Origin of the sequence: Corynebacterium striatum, assembly GCF_016728105.1 — a bacterium.
GTDB lineage: Bacteria > Actinomycetota > Actinomycetes > Mycobacteriales > Mycobacteriaceae > Corynebacterium > Corynebacterium striatum.
On the sequence record NZ_CP068158.1, the window covers coordinates 660987 to 685574 of the forward strand.

A 24588-nucleotide genomic window follows, 5' to 3' on the forward strand; every position below is an offset into this window, starting at 1 on the left:
CTTTCGGGGCAGCAGAACTTTTGTGTTCTGGTGTACTCCGGTGTTGTGTCAGATACTGCATAGTGGACGCGAACACGTGTGTGTGTTTTCTTGTTTGTGCACGGTAGTGTCGTGTGTGTTTGTTTTGGTCTATTAGTACCAGTAGACTCCACACCTTGCGGTGCTTCCATGTCTGGCCTATCAACCCCATAGTCTTTAGGGGACCTCAAATGAAACCTCATCTTAAAACAGGCTTCCCGCTTAGATGCTTTCAGCGGTTATCCCTTCCGTACGTAGCCAACCAGCGATGCCCCTGGCGGAACAACTGGCACACTAGAGGTACGTCCGTCCCGGTCCTCTCGTACTAGGGACAGCCTTCTTCAAGTTTCAACGCGCGCGGCGGATAGAGACCGAACTGTCTCACGACGTTCTGAACCCAGCTCGCGTGCCGCTTTAATGGGCGAACAGCCCAACCCTTGGGACCTACTCCAGCCCCAGGATGCGACGAGCCGACATCGAGGTGCCAAACCATCCCGTCGATATGGACTCTTGGGGAAGATCAGCCTGTTATCCCCGGGGTACCTTTTATCCGTTGAGCGACACCACATCCACAAGTAGGTGCCGGATCACTAGTCCCGACTTTCGTCCCTGTTCGAGCTGTCACTCTCACAGTCAAGCTCCCTTGTGCACTTACACTCACCACCTGATTGCCAACCAGGCTGAGGGAACCTTTGGGCGCCTCCGTTACATTTTGGGAGGCAACCGCCCCAGTTAAACTACCCACCAGGCACTGTCCCCAACCCAGATCATGGGCCAAGGTTAAGGTATCCAATCCGATCAGAGTGGTATTTCAACAACGACTCCACGCGTGCTGGCGCACACGCCTCATAGTCTCCCACCTATCCTACACAAACCGAACCGAACACCAATACCAAGCTATAGTGAAGGTCCCGGGGTCTTTTCGTCCTGCCGCGCGTAACGAGCATCTTTACTCGTAGTGCAATTTCACCGGGCCTGTGGTTGAGACAGCAGGGAAGTCGTTACGCCATTCGTGCAGGTCGGAACTTACCCGACAAGGAATTTCGCTACCTTAGGATGGTTATAGTTACCACCGCCGTTTACTGGGGCTTAAATTCTCAGCTTCACCAAGCAAAGCTTGATTAACCGGTCCTCTTAACCTTCCAGCACCGGGCAGGCGTCAGTCCATATACATCAACTTAACGTCTTCGCATGGACCTGTGTTTTTGATAAACAGTCGCTTCCCTCTATTCTCTGCGACCCCACAACGCTTCCCACCGCAAAGAGTGTTCACGCCATAGGGTCCCCCTTCTCCCGAAGTTACGGGGGCATTTTGCCGAGTTCCTTAACCACAGTTCACCCGAACGCCTTAGTATTTTCAACCTGACTACCTGTGTCGGTTTGGGGTACGGGCCGAGTATATACATCGCTAGAGGCTTTTCTCGACAGTACGGGATCACCAACTTCACCAATTAAGGCTACGCATCACGTCTGAGCTAACAAGTGCGGATTTACCTACACCATCACCTACACGCTTACACCAACAATCCACTAAGCGGCATGGCTACCCCACTGTGTCACCCCATCGCTTGAACCACACATCAGGCCCCACGGCTTGCCACCATGTTAACCCCAAAGGGTCAACCACAGTAACGCACGGTGGTTAGTATCAGTGCTTTATCAGGGGCGCATATACTCGGGTACCAGAATATCAACTGGTTATCCATCGACTACGCCTGTCGGCCTCGCCTTAGGTCCCGACTCACCCTGGGAAGACGAACTTGACCCAGGAACCCTTAGTCATCCGGCGGGAAGGATTCTCACCTTCCAATTCGTTACTCATGCCTGCATTCTCACTCGCACACACTCCACGCCTCCTCACGGTAACGCTTCAACACGTGCACGACGCTCCCCTACCCAATAACAAAATATTATTGCCGCGGCTTCGGCGGTGTGCTTGAGCCCCACTACATTGTCGGCGCAGAACCACTCGACCAGTGAGCTATTACGCACTCTTTCAAGGATGGCTGCTTCTAAGCCAACCTCCTGGCTGTCTTCGCGATCCCACATCCTTTTCCACTTAGCACACCCTTAGGGGCCTTAACCGGCGATCTGGGCTGTTTCCCTCTCGACTATGAAGCTTATCCCCCACAGTCTCACTGCCGCACAACACATTAATGGCATTCGGAGTTTGGCTGACATTGCTAAGATTGTAGTCCCGCTCAACCAACCAGTAGCTCTACCTCCACCAAGCTAATGCGACGCTGCACCTAAATGCATTTCGGGGAGAACCAGCTATCACGGAGTTTGATTGGCCTTTCACCCCTACCCACAGCTCATCCCCGCAGTTTTCAACCTACGTGGGTTCGCGCCTCCACAGCATCTTACTGCTGCTTCACACTGGCCATGGGTAGATCACCCCGCTTCGGGTCCAGGACATGCCACTAAACACCCCATTAGGATTCGGTTTCCCTACGGCTACCCCACACGGGTTAACCTCGCGACATGCCGCTGACTCGCAGGCTCATTCTTCAAAAGGCACGCCATCACACACAAAAAGTGCTCTGACGGATTGTAAGCACATGGTTTCAGGAACTATTTCACTCCCCTCCCGGGGTACTTTTCACCATTCCCTCACGGTACTATCCACTATCGGTCACACTGAGTATTTAGGCTTACCGGGTGGTCCCGGCAGATTCACAGCAGATTCCACGAGCCCGCTGCTACTCGGGCAACCCAACAACCCACACACCATCATCTTCAGCTACAGGACTATCACCTTCTACGGCAGGCGTTTCCACACCACTTCACCTAACAACAATGCGCGGGCAGGACGTCAGTAGCCATCCTCATCAGGGCCCACAACACCGCACACACAACCCCTACCAGGTATCACATGCACACGGTTTAGCCTCATCCACGTTCGTTCGCCACTACTAGCAGAATCATTATTATTTTCTTCTCCTACGGGTACTGAGATGTTTCACTTCCCCGCGTAACCCCCACAACAGCTATGAATTCACTGCAAGGTAACACCCCATAACAGGTGCCAGGTTTCCCCATTCGGACATCCTCGGATCAACGCTCAATTGACAACTCCCCGAGGCTTAACGCAGCCTTTCACGTCCTTCATCGGCTCAGCATGCCAAGGCATCCACCATGCGCCCTAAATAACGAACACACAACCAACACAACAAACAAACAACATAGGGCACAAACCCCAACGCTGCTACCCATCGTGCCGGCGTGAACTACACAAAACACAAAGAATATAAGAAATTACACATCCCAAACAACAACACACAAAGCATCATTGCTTGGGGATGCTCGCGTCCACTATACAGTTCTCACACAACACCCCAACCACCAACAACAACCACACATCAAAGAATCCATGACCGTATCAATGACTGGGCAACACCAGGACAATAATGCCCCAGACACCCAACAATGCACCAACATACACACCACCACACAACACACACAGTGCCATGCGGCTGGCCTACCACTTTGAAAATAACCAGACTGTTTAAGGTATGTCTCCACCCGATTAAAAAAAATTGCTGGCAGTACAACACGCGTGTACTCAACCAACACACCCACAACTGTGGGCACAAAAATAATGCTCCTTAGAAAGGAGGTGATCCAGCCGCACCTTCCGGTACGGCTACCTTGTTACGACTTCGTCCCAATCGCCGATCCCACCTTCGACAGCTCCCTAACGAGTTTGAGCCACTGGCTTCGGGTGTTACCAACTTTCATGACGTGACGGGCGGTGTGTACAAGGCCCGGGAACGTATTCACCGCAGCGTTGCTGATCTGCGATTACTAGCGACTCCGACTTCATGGGGTCGAGTTGCAGACCCCAATCCGAACTAAGGCCGGCTTTCAGCGATTCGCTCCACCTCACAGTGTCGCTGCGCGTTGTACCGACCATTGTAGCATGTGTGAAGCCCTGGACATAAGGGGCATGATGATTTGACGTCATCCCCACCTTCCTCCGAGTTGACCCCGGCAGTCTCTCATGAGTCCCCAACCAAATGCTGGCAACATAAGACAAGGGTTGCGCTCGTTGCGGGACTTAACCCAACATCTCACGACACGAGCTGACGACAACCATGCACCACCTGTATACAAACCACAAGGGAGGACGTATCTCTACGCCTGTCTTGTATATGTCAAGCCCAGGTAAGGTTCTTCGCGTTGCATCGAATTAATCCACATGCTCCGCCGCTTGTGCGGGCCCCCGTCAATTCCTTTGAGTTTTAGCCTTGCGGCCGTACTCCCCAGGCGGGGCGCTTAATGCGTTAGCTACGGCACAGAAGACGTGGAAGCCCCCTACACCTAGCGCCCACCGTTTACGGCATGGACTACCAGGGTATCTAATCCTGTTCGCTACCCATGCTTTCGCTCCTCAGCGTCAGTTACTGCCCAGAGACCTGCCTTCGCCATCGGTGTTCCTCCTGATATCTGCGCATTTCACCGCTACACCAGGAATTCCAGTCTCCCCTACAGCACTCAAGTCAGCCCGTATCGCCTGCACGCCCGGAGTTAAGCCCCGGAATTTCACAGACGACGCGACAAACCACCTACGAGCTCTTTACGCCCAGTAATTCCGGACAACGCTCGCACCCTACGTATTACCGCGGCTGCTGGCACGTAGTTAGCCGGTGCTTCTTATACAGGTACCGTCACTTACGCTTCGTCCCTGTCGAAAGGAGTTTACAACCCGAAGGCCTTCATCCCCCACGCGGCGTCGCTGCATCAGGCTTCCGCCCATTGTGCAATATTCCCCACTGCTGCCTCCCGTAGGAGTCTGGGCCGTATCTCAGTCCCAATGTGGCCGTACACCCTCTCAGGCCGGCTACCCGTCGACGCCTTGGTAGGCCATTACCCCACCAACAAGCTGATAGGCCGCGAGCTCATCTTGCACCGAAAAAACTTTCCACAACTGACACTAAACAGCTGTCCTATCCGGTATTAGACCCAGTTTCCCAAGCTTATCCCGAAGTGCAAGGCAGATCACCCACGTGTTACTCACCCGTTCGCCACTCGAGTACCCGCAGCAAGCTGCAGGCCTTTCCGTTCGACTTGCATGTGTTAAGCACGCCGCCAGCGTTCGTCCTGAGCCAGGATCAAACTCTCCACAAAAAAATTTCAGCACAAAAGCCAAAAAATCAGGCCGTGAAAAGCCCAAACCTAACAAAAAGACAAACCAACCAAAAACCAACACCATCGAAAAAACAACAACATTGATCCTTAATAAGGCTGGCAAATCCAAAAATTACTATACAAAGAAAAACCACAACCACCCCCAACCCGACGGGGCAAAATAAAGGGGGCAGTCAAACCACAAAAAATGATTCACGCAATCTCAATGCATACCAAATAAACAAACTTAATTATTTACAATCGCGCCCTCATCAAAAAAGGCCCGATCCGGCACACACCACACCAACCAAACACCTAGCCCGGTCAGCACAATCACGATCACCACAAAGTAGTAAAAAGTACATTGGCACACTATTGAGTTCTCAGACATCATCGCGACTTCGTTTGCTCGGAATTTCAGTTCCTAACTCTTGAAGCGACTCGGATTAACTTACTCACTTATTTGATTTGTGTCAAATCCGTGAAGAAGAATTCATCCTCATCTCAACTTGTTAACCTTGCGGCCACCTCGTTGCGACTCGGAATAATTTAGCGCGCACTAGTGTAAGTACACAAATCGCCAGGTAAATCCCCATTTCGGAGACAAACCTGGCGTATCAAGCAGCGCCCAGAAGGCGCGACGTCGTCAAGCAGCTAGTGATAGCACGCCAACAGACCGTCGGGGCCGTCGATAACCGTGATGGGCGTATTGAAGATTGGGGTCAGCACCTCGTCGCGCATGACCTCCTCCGGATTACCGAAGGCCACCACTTCCCCATTCTTCACCGCACAAATGTGATCGGCATAGCGGGCAGCGAAGTTGATGTCATGCAAAACAATGATGATCGTGCGCCCGAAGTTCTGCGCGGCCTCCTTGAGGTGCTTCATCATTTCCACGGAGTGCGCGATATCAAGGTTGTTGAGAGGCTCGTCCAGCAAAACGTAATCAGTCTCCTGGCACAGGACCATCGCCACATACGCGCGCTGACGCTGGCCGCCCGAGAGCTGATCCAGGTAGCGGTTCTCCAAATCGCTGAGGTGAAGGAAGTCAATGTACTTGGAGATGATCTCCTCGTCCTCAGCCGTCAGGCGGCCATGCGAGTACGGGAAGCGGCCAAACCCCACGAGCTGACGCACCGTCAGCTTCGTGATGAAGTGGTTCTCCTGCCGCAGGATGGACAAAATCTTGGCCAAGTCCTGGGATTTGGTAGAGGCGATATCCAATCCAGCGACCTCAATGGTGCCTTCGTCGATATCGAGCAAACGCCCCACCATCGTCAACAGCGTGGACTTGCCGGCACCGTTGGGACCCACAAGCGCGGTGATACCGCCGGCCGGAATGTCGAGAGACACTGGGCCAATGTTCGTCTCGTGGGAATAGGTCTTCGCAACGTTATTGAGTGTGATCACAGTCTGCCCTTTCGCAAAATGACGATGAGGAATACCGAGCCGCCGACGAGCTCAATGATGATGGATACAACGCCCTGTGCGTAGAAGACGTGCTGCATGAGGAAGTACGCACCCGTCAGCACAGCAAAGGCGGTGGCGATGGCCATGGGGAACAAGTATCGGTGATCGTAGGTTTCCGCGAACTGGTAGGCCAAGGTTGCCACCAAGAATCCGAGGAAAGTCATGGGACCTACGAGCGAGGTCGTGGTGGCCATGAGAACTGATACCAGGATCAGAGTAAAGATCGCGTTGAACTTGTGATTCACGCCGAGGTTGGTGGCAGCGTCGCGACCAAGCGAGAGCACGTTGAGGCGGCGGGAATTAAAGAAGAGCAACGCCGTCGCCGCAATCACCAGCGGAATTGCGATGGGATAATACTCAGTCTCAGCATTGTTGACCGAGCCAAACAGTCGTGCCGTCAGCACGTCGAACTCGCTGGGTGTCAGCATGCGCTGCATCAGAGTGGACAGCGATCCAAGTCCGCCACCAATGACCACGCCGACCAATAGCATCGCATGCATGTTGTTGCTGCGGTTGGTCAGCAGCCACGAGTACAGGATGAGCGAGAGCACAATCATCACTGCCATCTGGAACAGGAAGGTGCCTATATTGCGGGCTTCCGTCAGGCCCGTGGCGCCTAGGAAGAAGACGGTCGCAGTATTAATCGCCACGTAGAGCGATTCAAAGCCCATGATGGACGGGGTCAGGATGCGGTTGTTGGTGACTGTATGAAAGGCCACGGTCGCAACGGCTTGGCACACAGCCACGATAGCCATGGCGGTCACGGCGTCGGCGCGGCGTTGCGCGATGAGCCACCACTTACGCGTTCCGAAGTCCATGGGATTGCCATACGCCAGCAGGCCAAACGCGAAGAGTGCGCCCGCCACGATGAGCGCCACCAAGATGATCCAATACTTGCGCGCTGCTTTGGCCGACTGGAAGGAGCCTACATAGCGCTGCTTGGCGACGTCGCCTGTGCGCTGCTCTGTCTTAACGCTCACGGGTGGACCTCACAATCAGGAATACGAAGACGGCCGCGCCAATCACGCCCAGGATGACGGATACGGGCAGCTCAAACGGCGAAATGACGGTTCGGCCGATGAGGTCACACAAGGTGACCGTGGCAATACCGAGCAGGCATACCCAAGGAAGGTTTGAGCGCAGGTCATCGCCGCGGAACATGCTCACCACGTTGGGAACGATAAGTCCCAAGAAAGGCAGGGAGCCCACGACCACGGTGACCACGCCAGTGGCCACAGCGATGAGCCCGGTGCCGATGAGGATCATTCGGTTGTAATTCAGGCCCACGTTGGTGGCGATTTCTTGGCCCAAGCCGGCGACTGTGAGTTTGTCCGCGTAGAAGAACACCGCGAGCAGCACCAGCAACACGATCCACAGTACCTCGTACTGGCCCTCGTACACGGAGGTGAACGAGCCCATGAACCAGATACCCAGCTGCTGCAGTTTGTCGGTGGTCAGTGCCACGAAAGAGGACACCGCGCTGACGACGGCGCCCAGCATGATGCCGATGATCGGCACGATGAGCGAGGAGCGCAACGTGACTCGGCGCAAGAAAGCGAAGAAGACCATCGTGCCGATGAAAGAAAACACAACAGAGATGACCATGCGGCCAAGCACCGACGCGTGCGGGAGCACGATCATCGAAAAGAGAAGGCCGAGGCCTGCCCATTCCGTGGTACCCGTGGTCGTGGGTTCAACGAAGCGATTCTGGGTGAGCAGCTGCATCACCAATCCACTCATCGCCATCGCCGCGCCCGCGAGCACCAGGGCGATGGTGCGCGGAATGCGCGTGGTCATAAACATGTCGCGGCCGTCGTCGTGCTCAAGGATCGAATACTCCCCCACCATGAGCGAAAGGAGGAGCAACGCCGCTACAGCCACGACGCCGAGCAACAGCTTCCAAGTGAAAAGCTTGCCGCGGGAACGGCGCGCGGGTGGTGCTTCTTGAACCGCGGTTATCTCTGCTGAAGTCAAAATCTATCTCTTTCACACCAAAAACCGGAAAGCCTTTCGGCGTTCCGGTTTCGGTTCTATTGGTGCAGGTTAGGACTGTTTCTCAAAGGCATCGGCCAGAGCGTTGAGAATCTCAGTGTAGGTAATGATGCTCTCGTTGACGTAGGTATCAGCCGGGGCAACGTAGACGTTGCCTTCCTTGACTGCGGTCACGTTCTTCAGCGCAGCATTCTCGTTAACGAGTTTGTCGCCTGGAACGTGCTCTTTGCCTTCCTTACTGATGGCTGCGTCGCGGTCCATAACGAGGATCCAGTCCGGGTTGGACTCAGCGATTGCCTCGACGGAGATGTCGTCGCCCTCGTGGTCATCGGTTCCTTCCGGAACCTCAAGAGCCGGGGTCATACCGATGAGGTCGAAAACCGGGCCGTAGGTGCGGCCGATCTTCGGCGCGATATAGCCGATCTCGCCACCGGAGGTGTTCACTGCCATGACCTTCTTGGAAGGATCATAAGCTTCCTTGGCGCGCTTTGCGGCTGCGTCGAAGTCCTTGATGAGCTTGGCTGCGTCCTCTTCGTGTCCGAAGGTCTGGCCCAGCGCCTTGGTGTGGCGCTTGAGTTCTTCGAAGAAGTCCTTGTCATCGCGCGGCTCAAAGTCAACGACCGGAACGTCCTCGACCAGCTTCTCAATGTCTTCCTGGTACTGCTCGAAGCGCTGGCCGTTCCAGATCACGTCTGGCTCAGCGGCAACGAGTGCCTCGAGGTCCGGCTCGCGGTGGGAACCGAGGTCAGCTGCAACGGTGTCCTTGTTGTAGACATCGCGCACGGCGGAAGGAACCAGCTTCAGCGGTGCGGCGGCGATCTTGACATCCCAGTTAGCAAGAATCTCGAAAGCGCGGTTATCCGTAACGGCCGGGACGGTAACCGGGGTAGCAATCTTCTTCTCACCAAAGTTGTCCTCGAGAGTGATCTCCGTGGTCTCGGAGGAGGAAGCTGCGGAGGTGTCAGAAGAACCGGAGGTGGACTCTTCTGCAGAAGAGCAAGCGGCCAGAGCCATCGACAGGGCTGCGACGGACGCGACGAGAGAACGACGAATCTTGGCGGTCATGATGTCCTTTTCGAGAGGTTTTCAATTACTCGCCTAGCCTAACTGACGTAAGCCTTACCTTTCAACCAACTTTTTGCTAGGCAAGCCTACAAATGCAATATATTGTAGGTTGCACTGCACAAAGAGGTGGTTGCCCCCACCCTTGCACAATGCAAGAAAACCTACTCCGCGGCTACTCGGCACCTAGTCCGCGGCCGACTTGGCCAAGAGATCCGCCACCGAAACAGCGCCCTGTTCAGCAAACTCCGCGTTCGCTGCCGCGCGCATTTTCATGTCCGCCAAGTAGTCGATTGCTACTTGGGCCAAGCCTGCTGCCGAGTCCACTGCGGCGTCGACAGCCGCATCCGTTGCGGCCCAGCGAGCGAAGTCCTCGGTATGCAAGGCAACGTCGGACGGAGAGACCTTGACCATCGGGTGAATGCCCGGCACAAGGTGCGAGACGTTACCGAAGTCCGTGGACGCGGCAAGGGTCTCCGGCACGGTTCCCGCGGGAAGCGCCGTCCTTCCGCGCAGCGTTTGCGTGCGCGTCCACCGCTCCACCAGCGCCTCGTTGTTGCGTACCGGCAGCGTCATCGGGTGCTCGTCCCATTCGACATCGACCTGGACGCCGGCCATTAGCGCAGCCCCCTCAACGATTTCGTTAACGCGTTGGGACAAATCCATGAGGGTCTGGTTGCCCAAGGAACGCACATAGATGAGCATCGAGGCTTCACGCGGAATCACCGAAGGTCGCGCTCCCCCGCCCATGATGGCGTGGACGCGATCACTCGGAGGCATCTGCTGACGCATCAGGCCAATGCCCTGGTAGGCCAAGGATGCTGCGTCGAGGGCGTTGCGCCCCATGAAAGGTTGCGAACTCGCGTGCGCCGCCACGCCGCGGAAGCTCACGTTGACGCTGCGGCGCCCGACCCACGCGTGCGAGCCAATGTCATAGCCAAAGCCGTGGATCATCATCGCTGCATCCACAGAGTCAAGGCTGCCGCCACGGATCATGTACTCCTTGCCCGAATGCCCCTCCTCGGCCGGGGTACCCTGCAGCAGCAGGCGCCCCTCGACGCCGCCGTTCTTACGCAGCGCCTCGACCGCGGATAGGAATCCGCCCACGCCCGCGGCAGCGATGACGTTATGACCACAGCCGTGTCCGATGCCGGGCAGCGCGTCATACTCGGCCATGATTGCCACGGTGGGATGAGATGACGCATCGAAATTCGGGCTCCTCCACTCCGCCTCGAAAGCGGTTTCCACCCCGTAAACACCGCACCGGACGGGGAAACCGCGTTGCTCCACGACGCCGGCAAGCATGCCCATCGAGCGGTGTTCCTCGAAGGCCGTCTCTGGGTGAGCATGCAAATCCTGCACGATGTGGGCGGCAAGCTCGCGGTGGGCGTCAGCACTTTCCGACGCCGCCTTCCACAGCACGTCCTGCCCCGCATAAGCCTCCGCCAAGGATGCTTGCGCTCCCGCGTTGGCCGTTTGGACGGCCGCCACGCGCTGCGCAATGAGCTGCTCCGTGGCCTCCAGATATGCCGTTGATGGATTGTTTCTTGCGTGATTGTCGCTATCGCACACGTTATCCCTCGATGAAAATGTTGTTGCCCGGACCCAGCGGCAGGTCTGCGTAGAACCAGATGGCCAGCAGGATTGCCCACGCGGTGAAGAACGGAACCACGTATGGCATCAGGCGCGACATCAGGGTGCCCAGGCCTGCCTTCGGCTCGTAGCGCTGCAGGAATCCCAGCATCACAATCATGTACGGGTTCAGCGGAGTGATGATCTGAGTTGCAGAGTCACCCACGCGGAAGGCGCCCTGAATGAAGGCCGGCTCATAGCCCAGCAATGCGAACATCGGAACGAACACTGCCGCCATCAGGGTCCACATCGAAGAACCGGAGATGATGAGCAGGTTCAGGCACGAGGCCAGGACGATGAACGCGAGGACCGCGCCGAAGCCGGTGAGACCGATGGATTCCAGGAACGCCGCGCCCTTGACCGCAGTAAAAGTACCGATGCCGGTCCACGCAAACAGCGCCACGAACTGGCCCAAGATGAAGGCCAAGATGAGGAAGCTCATCATGTCTTTCAGCGAGCCAATCATCATGTCGACGACGTCCTTGATGCCATTGACGGTGCCCACGACCTTGCCATAGACCACACCGAGCACAAGGAAGTACAGGAAGACGATGAAGACGATGGAGCTCATCAGCGGCGACTTCGGCAGGAAGCCGCCGGTCTCGTTACGCCACGGGGATTCTGGCAGAAGAATGGCGAACAACAGTGCCGCGGTAACGATGACGGTGGCAACTGCAGACCACACCAGGCCTTTGCTTTCAGTCGGGGAAAGTGAAGCGTCCTGGGTTTAGTTCCTACCTCAGCTAAGGAAGGATTGAACTATGCCTAGAAAGTATTCCGTCGAGTTCAAGGACAAGGCGGTCCATCAGATCATCGAAATGGTCCGCCTGGAATCTTGCTCACTGCAACGCGCCTACACGGAGGTCGGCGAGCTCCTTGGAGTATCTCACCACACGTTGCGGGCTTGGTACCGTGACAGCGCTTCAGTACGCGATAATTCTGACGCTTCAGGCGGCGAAACAATGGAAGAAGAGCTCAAGCGTCTGCGCCGCGAAAACCGCGAACTGAAACGAGCAAACGGGATTCTTAAGACAGCTTCGGCTTTTTTCGCAGCGGAACTCGACCGACCCACGACCAAATGATCTCCTACATCGACACGTATAAAGATCAGTTTGGGGTCGAGGCCATCTGTCGAGTCCTTAAACAAGCAGATCGTGGATTCATTACTTCACGCGGCTACCGCAAAGCTACCACACGTGTTCCCAGTGCAAGAGCCTTAAGCGATAGCCTGCTCATCCCAGAGATACAGCGTGTGCATGCGGAGAATTTCTCGGTCTACGGTATCCGCAAAATGTGGCACGCGATGAACCGTGAAGGCTTTCATATTGGTCGCGACAAGACTGCACGACTAATGAAACTTGCAGGTGTTTCTGGCCGCAGACGTGGGCGAACCCCTGTGACAACGATTAGCCCGAAGACACCGGATCATCGCCCGGACCTAGTGCGCCGAAACTTCCGTGCGCAGGCACCAGGCAGGCTTTGGGTTGCCGACATTACCTACGTTCGCACCCTGTCAGGATTCGCCTACACCGCGTTTGTCGTGGATGTCTTCAGCCGAAAAATTGTTGGTGTTGCTACACGCTCGACAATGCGCACCGATGCGCTGCCCATGGAGGCATTGGAACATGCGTTAACGACTGCAGGACGAATCCATGGAAACCAACTAATTCACCACAGCGATCGGGGCAGCCAGTACGTGTCACTGAAGTATTCCACCGCGCTAGCTGAGTCAGGAATCCGCCCGAGTGTGGGAACAATCGGCGATTCTTATGACAATGCTCTAGCCGAAACAGTCAACGGTCTCTACAAGGCGGAACTGATTCATGCCCAGGGCCCGTGGACGTCGGTCGGAGAAGTCGAACTGGCCACCTTGCGGTGGGTGCATTGGTGGAACACTAAGCGACTTCACGAAGCATTGGACTACGCCACCCCACAGGAAGTAGAAACCGAGTACTATCTCACCCAGCCCATCAACACAGGGCCGTAAAAGAAGCGGAACTAAACCCAGGACGCTTCAAAGCTCTGCGGAGAGCTCCTCGCCGTTCTCGTCGCGGTCGCCACGGTGCGCGGCCTCTTCCGGATCGATGTCCTCTTCAGTAGGCACTTCCTGCTTCCACATGCGCGGCTCGATGACGCGATCAGTGATGAAACCAGCCAAGACACCGAGAACAATGGAAGATGCCACATTGAAGAAGTAGTTGGACATTGCGTTCACGTCAGTGAACTCCATGCCCGGGAGGGTCTCCATAACCGCGGTGGTAATACCTGCGAACAGCGCATCCAGGGAGGTCGGGACCAGCGCGGTGGAGTAGCCGGCGCCAACGGCAGCGAAGCCACCGATGAGGCCTGCGACAGGGTGACGGCCGGCTGCCTTGAACACCATCGCCGCCAGTGGCGGAACGATAACGAAGGCAGCGTCAGCCATGACCGATGCGGTCACGCCAATGACGCCGACTGCGTAAGGCAAAAGCCATGGCTTCGCAGAGCCGAAGAGCTTGCGAATGAGGGCGGAGAGCATTCCGGAGCGCTCGGCCACGCCGACTGCCAGCATGATGGGCAGCACCGTAACCAGCGGCGGGAAGTTGATGTAATTCTCGCCCATCGTGGTGGTAAACCACGACATGCCTTCGCCGGTGAATAAGCCTTTGACGGGCTGGATTTCATCAGATCCAGGTACCTGCACCTTGATGCCCATCCACGCCATGATGGAAGAAGCAACGCCGGTGATGAGGAACAGGATCAGAAAGATGGTGAACGGCTCTGGCAGCTTGTTGCCTACGTATTCAACGCCGTTGAGAAACTTATCGAGCCAACCGTTACTGGCTGGCTGAGTTTTCGCATCCTTTGCAGGACCTGCGCTCCCCTGCGGGTCACTCGTGGTCTCTTTTGTGATGGCCATGGTGGTTCTCCTCGTGCTTTAAGGGGATTGGTCTTTTATTTTTGGTCATCTTGCCCATTTGCCGAGGGGTTATCCCCGCAATACTTTCTAGACAATGTAACTTACATTACATGCAACGGTGATGCACATCTCAAGTTTTTATTTATCGGTTGAGATATAGAAACCTTGGAACGTGGGACACTCAACGGCAAAACCAGAAAGGCGACTTCCTCAGAATGGGTTTATTCAACGACACTCTTGAACTCTTGCAGGGGTTAATTCGCAATCGTTGCATCAACGACGGCACCCCGGGAAGTGGCCACGAGTACCGCAACGCGGACCTGTTGGAGGAGTTCTTCGAGGGCTCGGGAGCCCAGGTGGAGCGCTTCGAGCCAGAACCCGGCCGCGTGTCGATCGCGTTTACAGTGCCCGGCAGCAACCCCACAGCGGAACCACTGACGATGCTCGGCCACCTTGACGTAGTCCCCGTTGACGAAGACAAATGGACTCACGATCCCTTCGGCGCCGAGGTAGTAGACGGCGTTTTGTACGGCCGCGGAGTATTCGACATGCTCTTCATCACGGCGTCGCAAGCCGCAGTCACGCGCGAAACAGCCCGGCGCGCACAGGCAGGCAACCCGCCAAAGGGAACAGTGGCCTTCGTGGGGCTCGCCGACGAAGAATCCGGCGGAAGGTTGGGCGCGCGCTGGATTTCTGAGAACCGCCCCGACGCATTTTCCTGGAAGAACTGCCTCTCCGAGACTGGCGGCTCGCATCTGCCGGTGCGTGATGGCAGCGATGCTCTGGTTATCAACGTCGGTGAGAAGGGCATCTTCCAGCGTCGCCTCCATGCCACGGGGGATACGGGGCACGGCTCCCTTCCCTATGGAAAGTCTTCATCCATCCTCACACTGGCGGAGGCCGCCCGGCGCGTGGGAGCATTGGCGATGCCGCCCGCCTATGACCACGTGTGGTCTTGGTTCGTGGAGGCGTTCCACTTCGATCCGGATACCACCGCCGCGCTTGTCGACGGATCCGCAGGGGACGCTACTTATGAGACTTTCGGTGAGCTAGCGGCGTTCGCACACTCGTTTAGTCACACCAACATCGCTTTCACGGGGATTCATGGCGGTAGCGCCATCAATGTCATCCCTTCGAAGGCTTATCTCAACCTCGACATCCGGGCGCATCCGACGGATACCGCGGATTCTGTCGACGCCGCCCTCATTGCGGCGCTGGGTGACATGGCTGATGAGATAAGGATCGAGCATCTCAACAATGAGACCCCCTCGGCATCGCCTGCAGAGGGTCCGCTCTGGGATGCGATGGCTGCGACATTTGGCGAGTTCTTCCCAGAGGCATCAGTTGTGCCCATCTACGCCTCGGGCGGCTCAGATCTGCGATTCGCCCGCCGCATGGGTGGTGTGGGCTATGGTTTCGCCCTGCATGCTCGCGCACGGGACTTAGCGAGCGCCAACAACGAGCTACATTCCCATGACGAATGCCTCCACCTGGAAGACCTAGATCTCACGGTGAAGGCATACGATGCGCTGGTTCAGCGCTTTTGTGGTTAAGAAACGGTGCTCCAGCACCGCGCCGATTAATCCTCGACGACAGAAACCTTGACGTCAATGTTGCCGCGGGTGGCGTTGCTATAAGGGCAGACCTCATGCGCCTTGTCGGCGGGGCCTGCGGAATCGGGGCCCGAGAGAAAGTGACGGGGCAGTTTTGTTTCCGCATGCCATCCGGGTGTACCGATATGCCACACTCTCATTCATGCTCAATCTTCAAGTCGGATCTCCTTGCCCAACCCCTCCAGTTCTCTCACAGCGGCGGACTGCGCCACCGCCGAGCCCGTCGCGCGCGGCGGCGCCTGGATAACGCGCTCCGACTCGAGCCCCCGCTCCAACTCCATCGCGCGCGTAATCTCCGCGTCGATCTTCACGCCGAGGATAAACAGTGTGTTCATGATCCACAACACAAACAGCGCGATGATGACCGTACCCAGCGCGCCGTACGCGCTGCGCGCACCCACCACCGTGAGATAGACCCGCACCAGTCCCCACGCCACGACAGCGCCCAGTAACGCGATAGTTGAGCCCACCGTGAGCCACTGGAATTTCCGCGTCCGCACATTCGGCGCGAAGCGATACAACAACGCCAACAGTGTCACGCTCATCACCGCCACGACCGGCCAGCGCAGCCATTGCCACACCGGCAGGAAGGAATCGACGAGGAAAGAACGCACCGAAGAAACACCCGCGACCCCACCAAAAGGCCGCAACAGCCCCACTACGATGTCGCGCTGCAGCATGAGCGCCACAAAGATCACCACGGCGCCCAGCACCATTGCGATGGTAAGAAGCCACATCACTGTCCACGTGCGCACGAGCCCGCGGCCTTCCACTCGCCCATACATCGCATTGGCACTGCGCGCGAACGCCCGCACATACGCCGAGGATGAAGACAGTGCAAGGACCACCGATAACACCAGCATGAGCGTCGACTGTTGCGTCGACCCCACCACCGCATCCACGATCCGCTGTGCGGCATCCGCCCATTCCGGCGGCAGGTACGTCCCGATGAAATCAGCCGTGAGTTTCTGCACCTGTTCCTCATTGCGCGCGAGCACCAGCGTCGCAATGGAGTACACGCCCAACACCATGGGCAGCGCCGTGAGCACCGTAAAGAACGTGAGCGTCGCCGCGCGGTCCATCATCGCGTTCATGAAGAACTCATAGCGCACCCGGCGCACAACTAACCCCCACGCCCGGCGCGACAAATGCCACGCGCCCTCCCCCGCCGAGCCATACGCCCAGGGCACCGACGTGCGCACGAGCTCCCCACTATTGGGCGCAGCGACGGCAGGGCTTGCCGATGCCCCCTTCTTCTCACCTTCGTCCGGCGTAGCGTTGCGTGTCATACCTGCAGCTTACCGGGCCTTGCCGTTCCCAACGCAGAAACTACGACGGCAAGGATCGTGCCAACAATGAAAAGAACGACCGCGGTTATTGCAGTCCCTTTCTTTTTGTTCTTAACAACCAGGCTCACGCGATTCGTCTAAAAATTGAAAAGCCCCAGCTAGGACGTAATCTAGCTGGGACTTTGCGGTGGAGCCGCCGGGAATTGAACCCGGGTCCTTCGTCACCTCGCCAGGGCTTCTCCGTGCGCAGTCTGCACAGGATCTCTACTCGGCCCTCCGGCACGGGCAAACACGTTCCGGATGATGGGCCCAGTCGCTCTGAAAGTCCCCCACCGACCGAACGACAAGCCGGTGGAGCAAGTTCCTTAGTCGATGCCAGGAACCAGGTCAGGAACTAAACCTGGGCTGACAGACACGCGTCGCTGAAATTAGGCAGCGAGGGCGTAGTCACGCTGAGAGTTCTTCTCTGCGTTTATTGGTTGCTGCGACGCTTACGGTGGTCTCCAGCCTGCACCGGCACGCTTCCCCTGGCTCAATGTACGAAGTCGAAACCAAGTCGACCCCTTACATCCGTAGAGCGGGCATGTGCTTTCTCTACAGTTCGTACAACACTACTCCACCCAAGACTATTCCCTCAAGTCTCAAATTCCAGACATACGGGAGACTATTAATTAGCTGGAACGCATTCGTGACGTGCACTACAGCTGCTAGCCTATTTTCACACTGCTCTCAAAAATGTAAACCGATAACCAAAGGCAAACAGTGACTTCATCATCAGCAGAGAACGTGAACAACGCCAGCGCCAGCGAAGCTGCCGCACTTTCGGATGCCCACCCCGCATCAGATAACGCCCACCACGCAACCAACACGGAATGGGCCATCTCACTCTTCGGCACCGCAGTCGGTGCAGGAATCTTGTTCCTGCCCATCAACGCCGGCAGCTTCGGCTTCTGGCCGCTCGTCATCGCCACCCTCCTCATTGGCCCCATGACGTACTTCTCACACCGCGGCCTCGCGCGCATGATCTGTGCATCCCCACGTCAAGGCGATGACATCACCGAAGTCGTGACCGACTACTTCGGTAAGACCGCAGGTTTTGTCATCTCTATCCTGTACTTCCTGGCCATCTTCCCGATCGTCTTGATCTACGGTGTCTCCATCACCAACACGGTTAATAGCTTCATCGTCAACCAGCTCAACGGCCCGGAAATCCCCCGTCCGCTCCTATCATTCCTGCTCGTCGGAATCATGACCGTAGTCTTCGGCTTCGGCCAGAAGATGGTCCTGAAGGTCACCCAGTTCTTGGTTTACCCGCTAATCTTCTGTCTCGGCGCGCTCTCCCTCTACCTCATTCCCCGTTGGGACTTCGACTCTTTCGCAAGCACAGGAAATGCTGACTGGAGCATCGTCGGCAGCGTCGCGCTCATCATCCCCGTCCTTGTCTTCGCTTTCAACCACTCCCCCGCCATTTCCCAGTTCTCCTTGGCTATGGTCGCAGCGCACGGCAAGGAGAAGAGCTCTGGGAACGCCTCCCGTGCACTCGCGCTTACCGCGATCTTGCTGACTGTATTCACAATGTTCTTCGTGTGGTCGTGCACCCTCGCGCTGGGTGCAGATGGCCTCGCGGAGGCACGCGAGCAAAACCTGCCAGTCCTGTCCTACCTCGCTAACGTGACGGGCGTTCCAGTGCTTGCTTTCGTGTCCCCATTCATCGCCATCGTGGCCATCGTTTCTTCCTACTTCGGCCACGTCCTCGGTGCCACCGAAGGCGGCAACTACCTGCTGCGCCGTATCGCACCAGGTGCCACGCAGAATCTCTCGCAGGCCAAGCTCAACGGAATCATGCATTTCTTCATCTTCGTGTGCGCGTGGATTGTCGCCATCATCGACCCGTCCATCCTCGGGCTCATCGAGGCCATCGGCGGCCCCTTCATCGCAGCAATCCTCTACCTACTGCCGATGTACGCCATCCACAAGATTCCGGGCCTGGCCCGCTTCCGCAACCGCTTCAGCAACTACTTCGTTGTCATCACCGGCCTGGTGGCCGTGGGCGCGGCAATCTGGGGCATCTTTAACTAACAGCTGAGCTGGCCTCACCCACCCCAGCTCAACCACCCCAGCCCAGAGGGCTTAGTTCTTCTTGTTTAACTGGGATTCCAGCCAGTCTTTTAGCACGACGGCATGGTTGACCTCCCGGTCCTTAGCGGCAAAGAGCAGCGTGACAGCTCCTTTGTCCGCAAGGGATCGCAAGGTCTCCATGTCGTCGCTGTCGTTTTCCTCAAGCTCCGCGCGATAGCGCTTCGCGAACTCATCAAAGGAATCCGGATCGTGGTTCCACCACTTGCGCAGCTGCGGCGTGGGTGCCACGTCCTTGAGCCACTCGTCCGCGCGCAGGTCCTCTTTGCTGATGCCGCGGGGCCAGAGCCTGTCCACCAACACCGTGGTGCCCTTGGTTGAGGTCTTCCCCTTGGCCATATCATGCGCCTTCGCCGTATGAATCATGCACCCAGGCTACGCCCCCGGGCGTCGCCAAGCACTTAAGCGTTGATGCCTTTCACGCGGCGTCCCAGCTCGCGAGTGATTTCGCGATCCTGATCGCGGCGCTTGATAGCCTCACGCTTGTCGTAATCCTGCTTACCTTGCGCAAGCCCCAGCTCGCACTTGGCACGGCCATCCTTGAGGTAGACCTTGAGCGGAATCAAGGTCTTGTTTCCGTCGCGCACCTGGCCCATGAGCTTGTCGATTTCGCGGCGGTGCAAAAGCAGTTTGCGGGTGCGCTTTGGCGAGTGGTTCGTCCACGTTCCCTGCGAGTACTCGGGGATGTGGAGATTGCGGATGTAGACCTCACCGTCGTCGATGGTTGCGAACGCATCGACGAGGGAAATCTTGCCCTCACGCATAGATTTGATTTCGGTTCCCACCAGGACCATGCCGCATTCAAGGGTATCGAGAATCTTGTAATCGTGACGGGCACGGCGATTGGTGGCTAGGGTCGTGTTGTTGTCGACCGCTGCTTTCTTCTTTGCCTTCTTCGCCATAATTTCTACAACTATACGCGGTGCTTACTTGCGCACATAAGCGCGCAGCGTAATTTGCGCGGTAAGCGCCGCGAAGAAGAGCGCGAGGACGCCCACGATCGGTAGAGCCACCCAGATGTCGCTGGTCTTGATTGGGGTCAAGAGCTGGGACTCGTAGAGGTTTTTCAGCGAAGGATCCAGCACGGCAGACTTGCCCACGACCACGCCAATACCGGCAAGGACAACGCCGATGAACGTACCAAGGAGTGCCTCCAACACGAACGGCGCCTGGGTAATCCAGCGGGAGGCGCCCACCATACGCATGATAGACATCTCGCGGGAGCGGTTAAAGGCGGCAATCTGGACCATGTTGGCGATAAGGAAGATCGCTGCAATGGCCATCACCGCTGCCAACAGGAAGGTGGCGTTACGGATGGAGTCGAGGTTGTTCGCAGCACCGCGCACCTCCTCCTGCTGGTCGATGACCTCACTGACCGCAGAGCTGTCCTTAATTGCGTCGATAGGCGCGGTGTTCGTCGGATCAACGAGGCGGAGGTGGAACGCCGCCGGCAGCGCATCTGGAGAGGTCTCCTCCACCATAACCGGATCGGTTTCCTGGAAAAGCTCCACGAAGCGGTCGTAGGAAGCCTGACGGTCGCGGTAGGTCACCGACTCAATGCCATCATCTTCCTCGAGCTGCTTTTTCAGGTCGGCACAGGCTGGCGAGGTACAGCTCGGGTCATTAGCGGAGATGTCCTCGTTGAGCTGGATCATTACCTCAACGCGCTCCAAGTAGAGGTCCTTGGTGTCGTTGGTCATGTTAGTCACCAGCACGCCGGCCACCACGAGGGCTACAGAAATGGCGGTGGTGATGACCATAGCGATGGTCATAGTCAGGTTTCGGCCCAGTCCTTTGAAGGCCTCGCGCGTTACTAGTCCCAGTTGCATTTAGAGCGCCTCCCCGTACAGTGCGTTGGCTTCGTCGCGCACGAGCTTGCCGTTGTGAAGCTCGAGGACCCTTTGGCGGGCGTCGTTAACCGCGCGGGCGTTGTGCGTCGACATAACCACGGTGGTACCACGGCGATTGATCTGAGTGAGCAGGCTCAAAATTTCAGTGGCCGTACCCGGATCCAGGTTGCCGGTGGGCTCGTCGGCCAGCACCAGCTTCGGACGGTTGACGAACGCACGGGCCACAGCCACGCGCTGCTGCTCACCACCGGACAGCTCGTGCGGCATGCGGTGCTGCTTCGAACCCAGCCCCACCATCTCGAGGACCTCCGGCACGGCCTTGTCGATCTTCGACTTCTTCTTGCCAATTACCTCGAGCGCAAAGGCTACGTTTTGATAGACGTTGAGCTTCGGCAGCAGGCGGAAGTCTTGGAAGACGTAACCGATGGACTGGCGCAGCTGATTGATCTGGCGCCCCTTCAAGGCATTGACGTGGAAGTTGTCAAAGTGAATGTCGCCAGAGCTGACGTTCGTTTCACGCACCATCAGCTGAAGGAACGTGGACTTACCGGAGCCAGAAGGGCCGATAAGGAACACGAACTCGCCGTCTTCGATTTCAAAGGAGACATCGTCAAGCGCTGGCCTGGTCGACGTCTTATAGACCTTGGACACATTTTCAAAGGTGATCACTCAAGCCACATTAGCAACACGAGTTAACAACAGAAAGTATAAAAACTAACTTTCCTTCTCTTCCTTCTGTGCCTCGGCCATTCGCCACCGAATGCCGGCCTCCAGGAATCCGTCCAAGTCACCGTCCAGAACCTTCGAGGGATCGCCTACCTCATAGTTAGTGCGCAGGTCCTTGACCATCTGATACGGGTGCAAAACATAGGAACGCATCTGATTACCCCACGAGGCGTTTCCGCCCGCACCCAGCGCATCAAGCTCGGCGCGCTCCTCTTGACGCTTGCGCTCCAAAAGCTTGGCCTGCAGGACGCGCATTGCTGACGCCTTATTCTGAATCTGGGACTTCTCGTTCTGACACGTCACCACGATGCCGGTTGGGATGTGTGTCAGACGCACCGCGGAGTCGGTGGTGTTGACGGACTGTCCGCCAGGACCCGAGGAACGGTAGACGTCCACGCGCACATCCCCATCCGGGACGTCGATATGGTCGGTCTGCTCAACCACCGGCAACACTTCCACTTCAGCAAAGGAGGTCTGGCGGCGGCCTTGGTTATCAAAGGGCGAGATGCGCACCAAGCGATGCGCGCCCTGCTCCACGGAAAGCTGGCCATACATGTACTCGCCGTGCACCACGAAGGTCGCGGACTTAATGCCAGCCTCTTCCGCATAAGAGATGTCATAGACGTCCACCTTGTGGCCGTGCTTTTCGGCCCAGCGGGTGTACATGCGCATGAGCATCTCCGCCCAGTCCGCGGCATCGACGCCGCCGGCGCCCGAGCGAATGTTGATGACAGCCTCACGCGGGTCATACTCGCCAGAGAGCATCGTGGTCACCTCCAACGCCTCGATGGCAGCACCCAGGTCCTCCAGCTCGTCGTCGGCAAGCGCGGTGTCCCCCTCTTCCTCCGCCAACTCGAACATGACGGGCATATCGTCCACACGCGAACGCAGGCTCTCCAGCTTGCGAATCTTGGCCTGCGCGGCTGAAAGAGCGGAAGTTACCTGCTGAGCGTGAGCGGGATCATCCCACAAAGAGGGGTCCCCAGCCTGTGCCTCCAGCTCACGAACCTGCTCAGCTAAAGCCGCAGGATCCATCACCTTTTCAATGGTGGCGAGGGTGGAATCCAGTTCTGCAAGACGGGCTGATTGTTCGGGACGCATAGGGCCCAAGTCTACCTGCGCAGCAACCGCAATTAGCCATCGGCCGCATTTAGCGCGACAATATCCGCATGACTCAACAGCCGAGCTTGAATGAGATGATCGATGCGATCACCAAGACCTTTCTGGTAGCTCACGTCGACGACACCGATGCGCACCTTGCGCAGGCGCTCGTCTACAACGCAGGACGCCTCGCCTGGCGCATGCGTGAGCAGGGCGTCGACATTAACCAGAAGACCTCTGTTTCTGACGTCGTCACGGATGCGGACCGCGCCGCCGAACGCTTCGTCGCCGGCGTCCTCGAGGTCGTCCGCCCCGAGGACGGAATCCTCGGTGAGGAAGGCGCCACACGCCCCTCCACCTCCGGCCGCACGTGGGTCATCGACCCAGTAGACGGCACCTACAACTTCAGCTCCGGCTCTGACTACTGGTGCTCCGCGCTCGCACTAGCCGACGCCGAGGGCGTCATCTTCGGCGCAGTCCACCGCCCTGCCATGGGATACACCTGGTTCGGCGGCCGCGACTTCCCTACCTCCCGGGACGGAAAGGACGTGGCGAAACTGCAGAATCAATCTGCCAAAGAGATCAGCATGGCCACCTACCTCCACCCCACCTCCATCCAAGACGCAGATATCCGCGCCGCTTGGCAGAGAGTCGGCGAAAAGTTTGCTACAGTCCGTATGCTTGGCGCGGGCTCAGTTGATCTCTCTTCTGTGGCTGACGGCACCTGGGGTGCCTGGATGCAGCACAGTGTGGCCGACTGGGACTGGTTCCCCGGCAAGGCCTTGGTTGAAGCAGCCGGCGGCGCTGCCCGCAAGTTAGAAGCAGGCGGTGTGGAATGGTGCATCGCCGGTAATAAACAAGTAGTTGACGAGATGGAGGAATGGCTCCGTGGGTAAGTGCAAAGAAGACCTCGGACTCGCGTTGGAACTCGCGGGCCACGCGGATGTCATCACGATGAATCGCTTTGAGGCATCCGACCTTTCGGTTAAGGACAAGCCGGACATGACCCCGGTTTCCGACGCCGACTTGGCTTGTGAAAAGCAGATTCGCGAGGCCCTCAAGCGCTCGCGTCCACGCGACGAGGTCCTGGGCGAGGAGTTCGGCGGCACCCCGACGTTTAAGGGACGCCAGTGGGTCATCGACCCCATCGACGGCACCAAGAACTTCGTGCGCAGCGTCCCGGTGTGGGCAACGCTCATCGCTTTGCTGGAGGACGGCGAGCCTGTGGTCTCTGTGATCTCCGCACCTGCTTTGCGACGTCGCTGGTACGCCGCCAAGGGCGGCGGCGCCTACCGCGTCTTCGGCGGAGAGCCCAAGCGCCTGCACGTCTCCCAGGTCGAAAAACTCGAGCATGCTTCGGTGGCCATGAGCTCCCTGGCAGGCTGGGCTGAGCGCGGCCTGCAGGATCGCTTCATCGAACTCACGGAAAAGACCTGGCGCCTGCGCGGCTACGGTGATTTCTGGAACTACTGCCTCGTTGCCGAAGGCGCCGTGGACATCGCCGCTGAGCCAGAGGTGTCCCTGTGGGACCTCGCGGCCCCTGCCCTACTGGTCACCGAGGCCGGCGGTAAGTTCACCTGTCTCACCGGCGAGGAAGGCCCACACAACGGCTCGGCAGTGGCCAGCAACGGACTGCTTCACGACTCCGTCCTCGGCATCCTGAACTAGGC

The 24588-nt window shown here is 57.5% G+C and carries 16 protein-coding genes, 2 rRNA genes, 1 other RNA gene and 3 pseudogenes; 5 read left to right on the plus strand and 17 right to left on the minus strand.

Annotated features, from left to right (window positions below; translation table 11 throughout):
* Window positions 1-113: 113 nt before the first annotated feature.
* The 8 genes and pseudogenes from I6I72_RS03095 to I6I72_RS03130 form a co-directional block, all read right to left on the minus strand.
* Window positions 114-3178: ribosomal RNA gene (locus tag I6I72_RS03095) — 23S ribosomal RNA — on the minus strand.
* A 452-nt stretch (window positions 3179-3630) separates the two neighbouring features.
* Window positions 3631-5148, minus strand: a 16S ribosomal RNA gene (locus tag I6I72_RS03100).
* The 16S and 23S rRNA genes sit together here, the layout of an rRNA operon.
* A 654-nt stretch (window positions 5149-5802) precedes the next feature.
* Window positions 5803-6558 carry an iron ABC transporter ATP-binding protein gene (locus I6I72_RS03105; protein WP_049062485.1) on the minus strand — a complete coding sequence of 252 codons (756 nt, stop codon included), beginning with the start codon at window positions 6556-6558 and terminating at the stop codon, window positions 5803-5805.
* Window positions 6555-7598: an iron chelate uptake ABC transporter family permease subunit gene (locus tag I6I72_RS03110; protein ID WP_049062486.1), complete on the minus strand. Its 1044-nt coding sequence runs from the start codon at window positions 7596-7598 to the stop codon at window positions 6555-6557. Before I6I72_RS03110 ends, I6I72_RS03105 begins: the two co-directional genes overlap by 4 nt.
* Window positions 7588-8592 carry an ABC transporter permease gene (locus I6I72_RS03115; RefSeq protein ID WP_223197962.1) on the minus strand — a complete coding sequence of 335 codons (1005 nt, stop codon included), beginning with the start codon at window positions 8590-8592 and terminating at the stop codon, window positions 7588-7590. The genes I6I72_RS03110 and I6I72_RS03115 overlap by 11 nt, the downstream gene beginning before the upstream one ends.
* Window positions 8593-8661: 69 nt before the next feature.
* Window positions 8662-9675, minus strand: a complete 1014-nt coding sequence (locus I6I72_RS03120) for a siderophore ABC transporter substrate-binding protein (protein WP_201807461.1) — start codon at window positions 9673-9675, stop codon at window positions 8662-8664.
* Between the two features lie 183 nt (window positions 9676-9858).
* A complete protein-coding gene (locus I6I72_RS03125) occupies window positions 9859-11244 on the minus strand; it encodes a M20 family metallopeptidase (RefSeq protein WP_049062489.1) in 1386 nt (461 codons plus the stop codon).
* A 1-nt stretch (window position 11245) separates the two neighbouring features.
* Window positions 11246-12022: pseudogene (locus I6I72_RS03130) on the minus strand (AbgT family transporter); the annotation flags it as partial.
* A gap of 43 nt (window positions 12023-12065) precedes the next feature.
* Between I6I72_RS03130 and I6I72_RS03135 the strand changes: the two are divergent.
* Window positions 12066-13291 (plus strand): IS3 family transposase gene (locus I6I72_RS03135; RefSeq protein WP_201806497.1). Its coding sequence is split into 2 segments (ribosomal slippage): window positions 12066-12345 and window positions 12345-13291, totalling 1227 coding nucleotides; the frame shifts between segments, so codons are not numbered across the junction.
* 30 nt (window positions 13292-13321) lie between these two features.
* On the opposite strand, the pseudogene I6I72_RS03140 reads toward I6I72_RS03135, so the two are convergent.
* Window positions 13322-14203 (minus strand): annotated as a pseudogene (locus I6I72_RS03140) (AbgT family transporter); the annotation flags it as partial.
* A 215-nt stretch (window positions 14204-14418) separates the two neighbouring features.
* On the opposite strand from I6I72_RS03140, the gene I6I72_RS03145 reads away from it, so the two are divergent.
* Complete coding sequence (locus I6I72_RS03145; RefSeq protein ID WP_049062491.1) at window positions 14419-15756, plus strand: M20/M25/M40 family metallo-hydrolase; 1338 nt, start codon at window positions 14419-14421, stop codon at window positions 15754-15756.
* Window positions 15757-15782: 26 nt separating this feature from the next.
* Here I6I72_RS03145 and I6I72_RS03150 read toward each other — a convergent pair.
* From I6I72_RS03150 to ssrA, 3 genes and pseudogenes are all read right to left on the minus strand, one after another.
* Window positions 15783-15866: pseudogene (locus tag I6I72_RS03150) on the minus strand (organic hydroperoxide resistance protein); the annotation flags it as partial.
* A gap of 96 nt (window positions 15867-15962) precedes the next feature.
* Entirely contained in the window at window positions 15963-17105 is a 1143-nt protein-coding gene (locus I6I72_RS03155; RefSeq protein ID WP_049062492.1) for a YihY/virulence factor BrkB family protein, read from the minus strand.
* A 185-nt stretch (window positions 17106-17290) separates the two neighbouring features.
* Window positions 17291-17669: a transfer-messenger RNA gene (gene ssrA, locus I6I72_RS03160) on the minus strand.
* A 198-nt stretch (window positions 17670-17867) separates the two neighbouring features.
* Between ssrA and I6I72_RS03165 the strand changes: the two genes are divergently transcribed.
* The gene (locus tag I6I72_RS03165) at window positions 17868-19184 is read left to right on the plus strand and encodes an SLC5/6 family protein (RefSeq protein ID WP_201807462.1); all 1317 of its coding nucleotides are present in this window, start codon (window positions 17868-17870) and stop codon (window positions 19182-19184) included.
* Between the two features lie 51 nt (window positions 19185-19235).
* Here the strand turns inward: I6I72_RS03165 and I6I72_RS03170 are convergent, their stop codons facing one another.
* From I6I72_RS03170 to prfB, 5 genes are read right to left on the minus strand one after another with little or no spacing between them, the layout of a single operon-like run.
* A complete protein-coding gene (locus tag I6I72_RS03170; protein WP_005528261.1) occupies window positions 19236-19607 on the minus strand; it encodes a DUF488 domain-containing protein in 372 nt (123 codons plus the stop codon).
* 35 nt (window positions 19608-19642) lie between these two features.
* The gene (smpB, locus tag I6I72_RS03175; RefSeq protein ID WP_005528259.1) at window positions 19643-20143 is read right to left on the minus strand and encodes an SsrA-binding protein SmpB; all 501 of its coding nucleotides are present in this window, start codon (window positions 20141-20143) and stop codon (window positions 19643-19645) included.
* Window positions 20144-20167: 24 nt separating this feature from the next.
* Complete coding sequence (gene ftsX / locus I6I72_RS03180; RefSeq protein ID WP_201807465.1) at window positions 20168-21070, minus strand: permease-like cell division protein FtsX; 903 nt, start codon at window positions 21068-21070, stop codon at window positions 20168-20170.
* Window positions 21071-21760 (minus strand): cell division ATP-binding protein FtsE, encoded by a 690-nt coding sequence (ftsE, locus tag I6I72_RS03185; RefSeq protein WP_005528255.1) that lies wholly within the window; start codon window positions 21758-21760, stop codon window positions 21071-21073.
* A 45-nt stretch (window positions 21761-21805) separates the two neighbouring features.
* The gene (prfB, locus tag I6I72_RS03190; protein ID WP_049062495.1) at window positions 21806-22918 is read right to left on the minus strand and encodes a peptide chain release factor 2; all 1113 of its coding nucleotides are present in this window, start codon (window positions 22916-22918) and stop codon (window positions 21806-21808) included.
* Window positions 22919-22986: 68 nt separating this feature from the next.
* Between prfB and I6I72_RS03195 the strand changes: the two genes are divergently transcribed.
* Window positions 22987-23814, plus strand: coding sequence for an inositol monophosphatase family protein (locus I6I72_RS03195; protein WP_049062496.1), 828 nt, complete (start codon window positions 22987-22989; stop codon window positions 23812-23814).
* A complete protein-coding gene (gene hisN / locus I6I72_RS03200) occupies window positions 23807-24586 on the plus strand; it encodes a histidinol-phosphatase (RefSeq protein WP_049062497.1) in 780 nt (259 codons plus the stop codon). Before I6I72_RS03195 ends, hisN begins: the two co-directional genes overlap by 8 nt.
* Window positions 24587-24588: the final 2 nt, after the last annotated feature.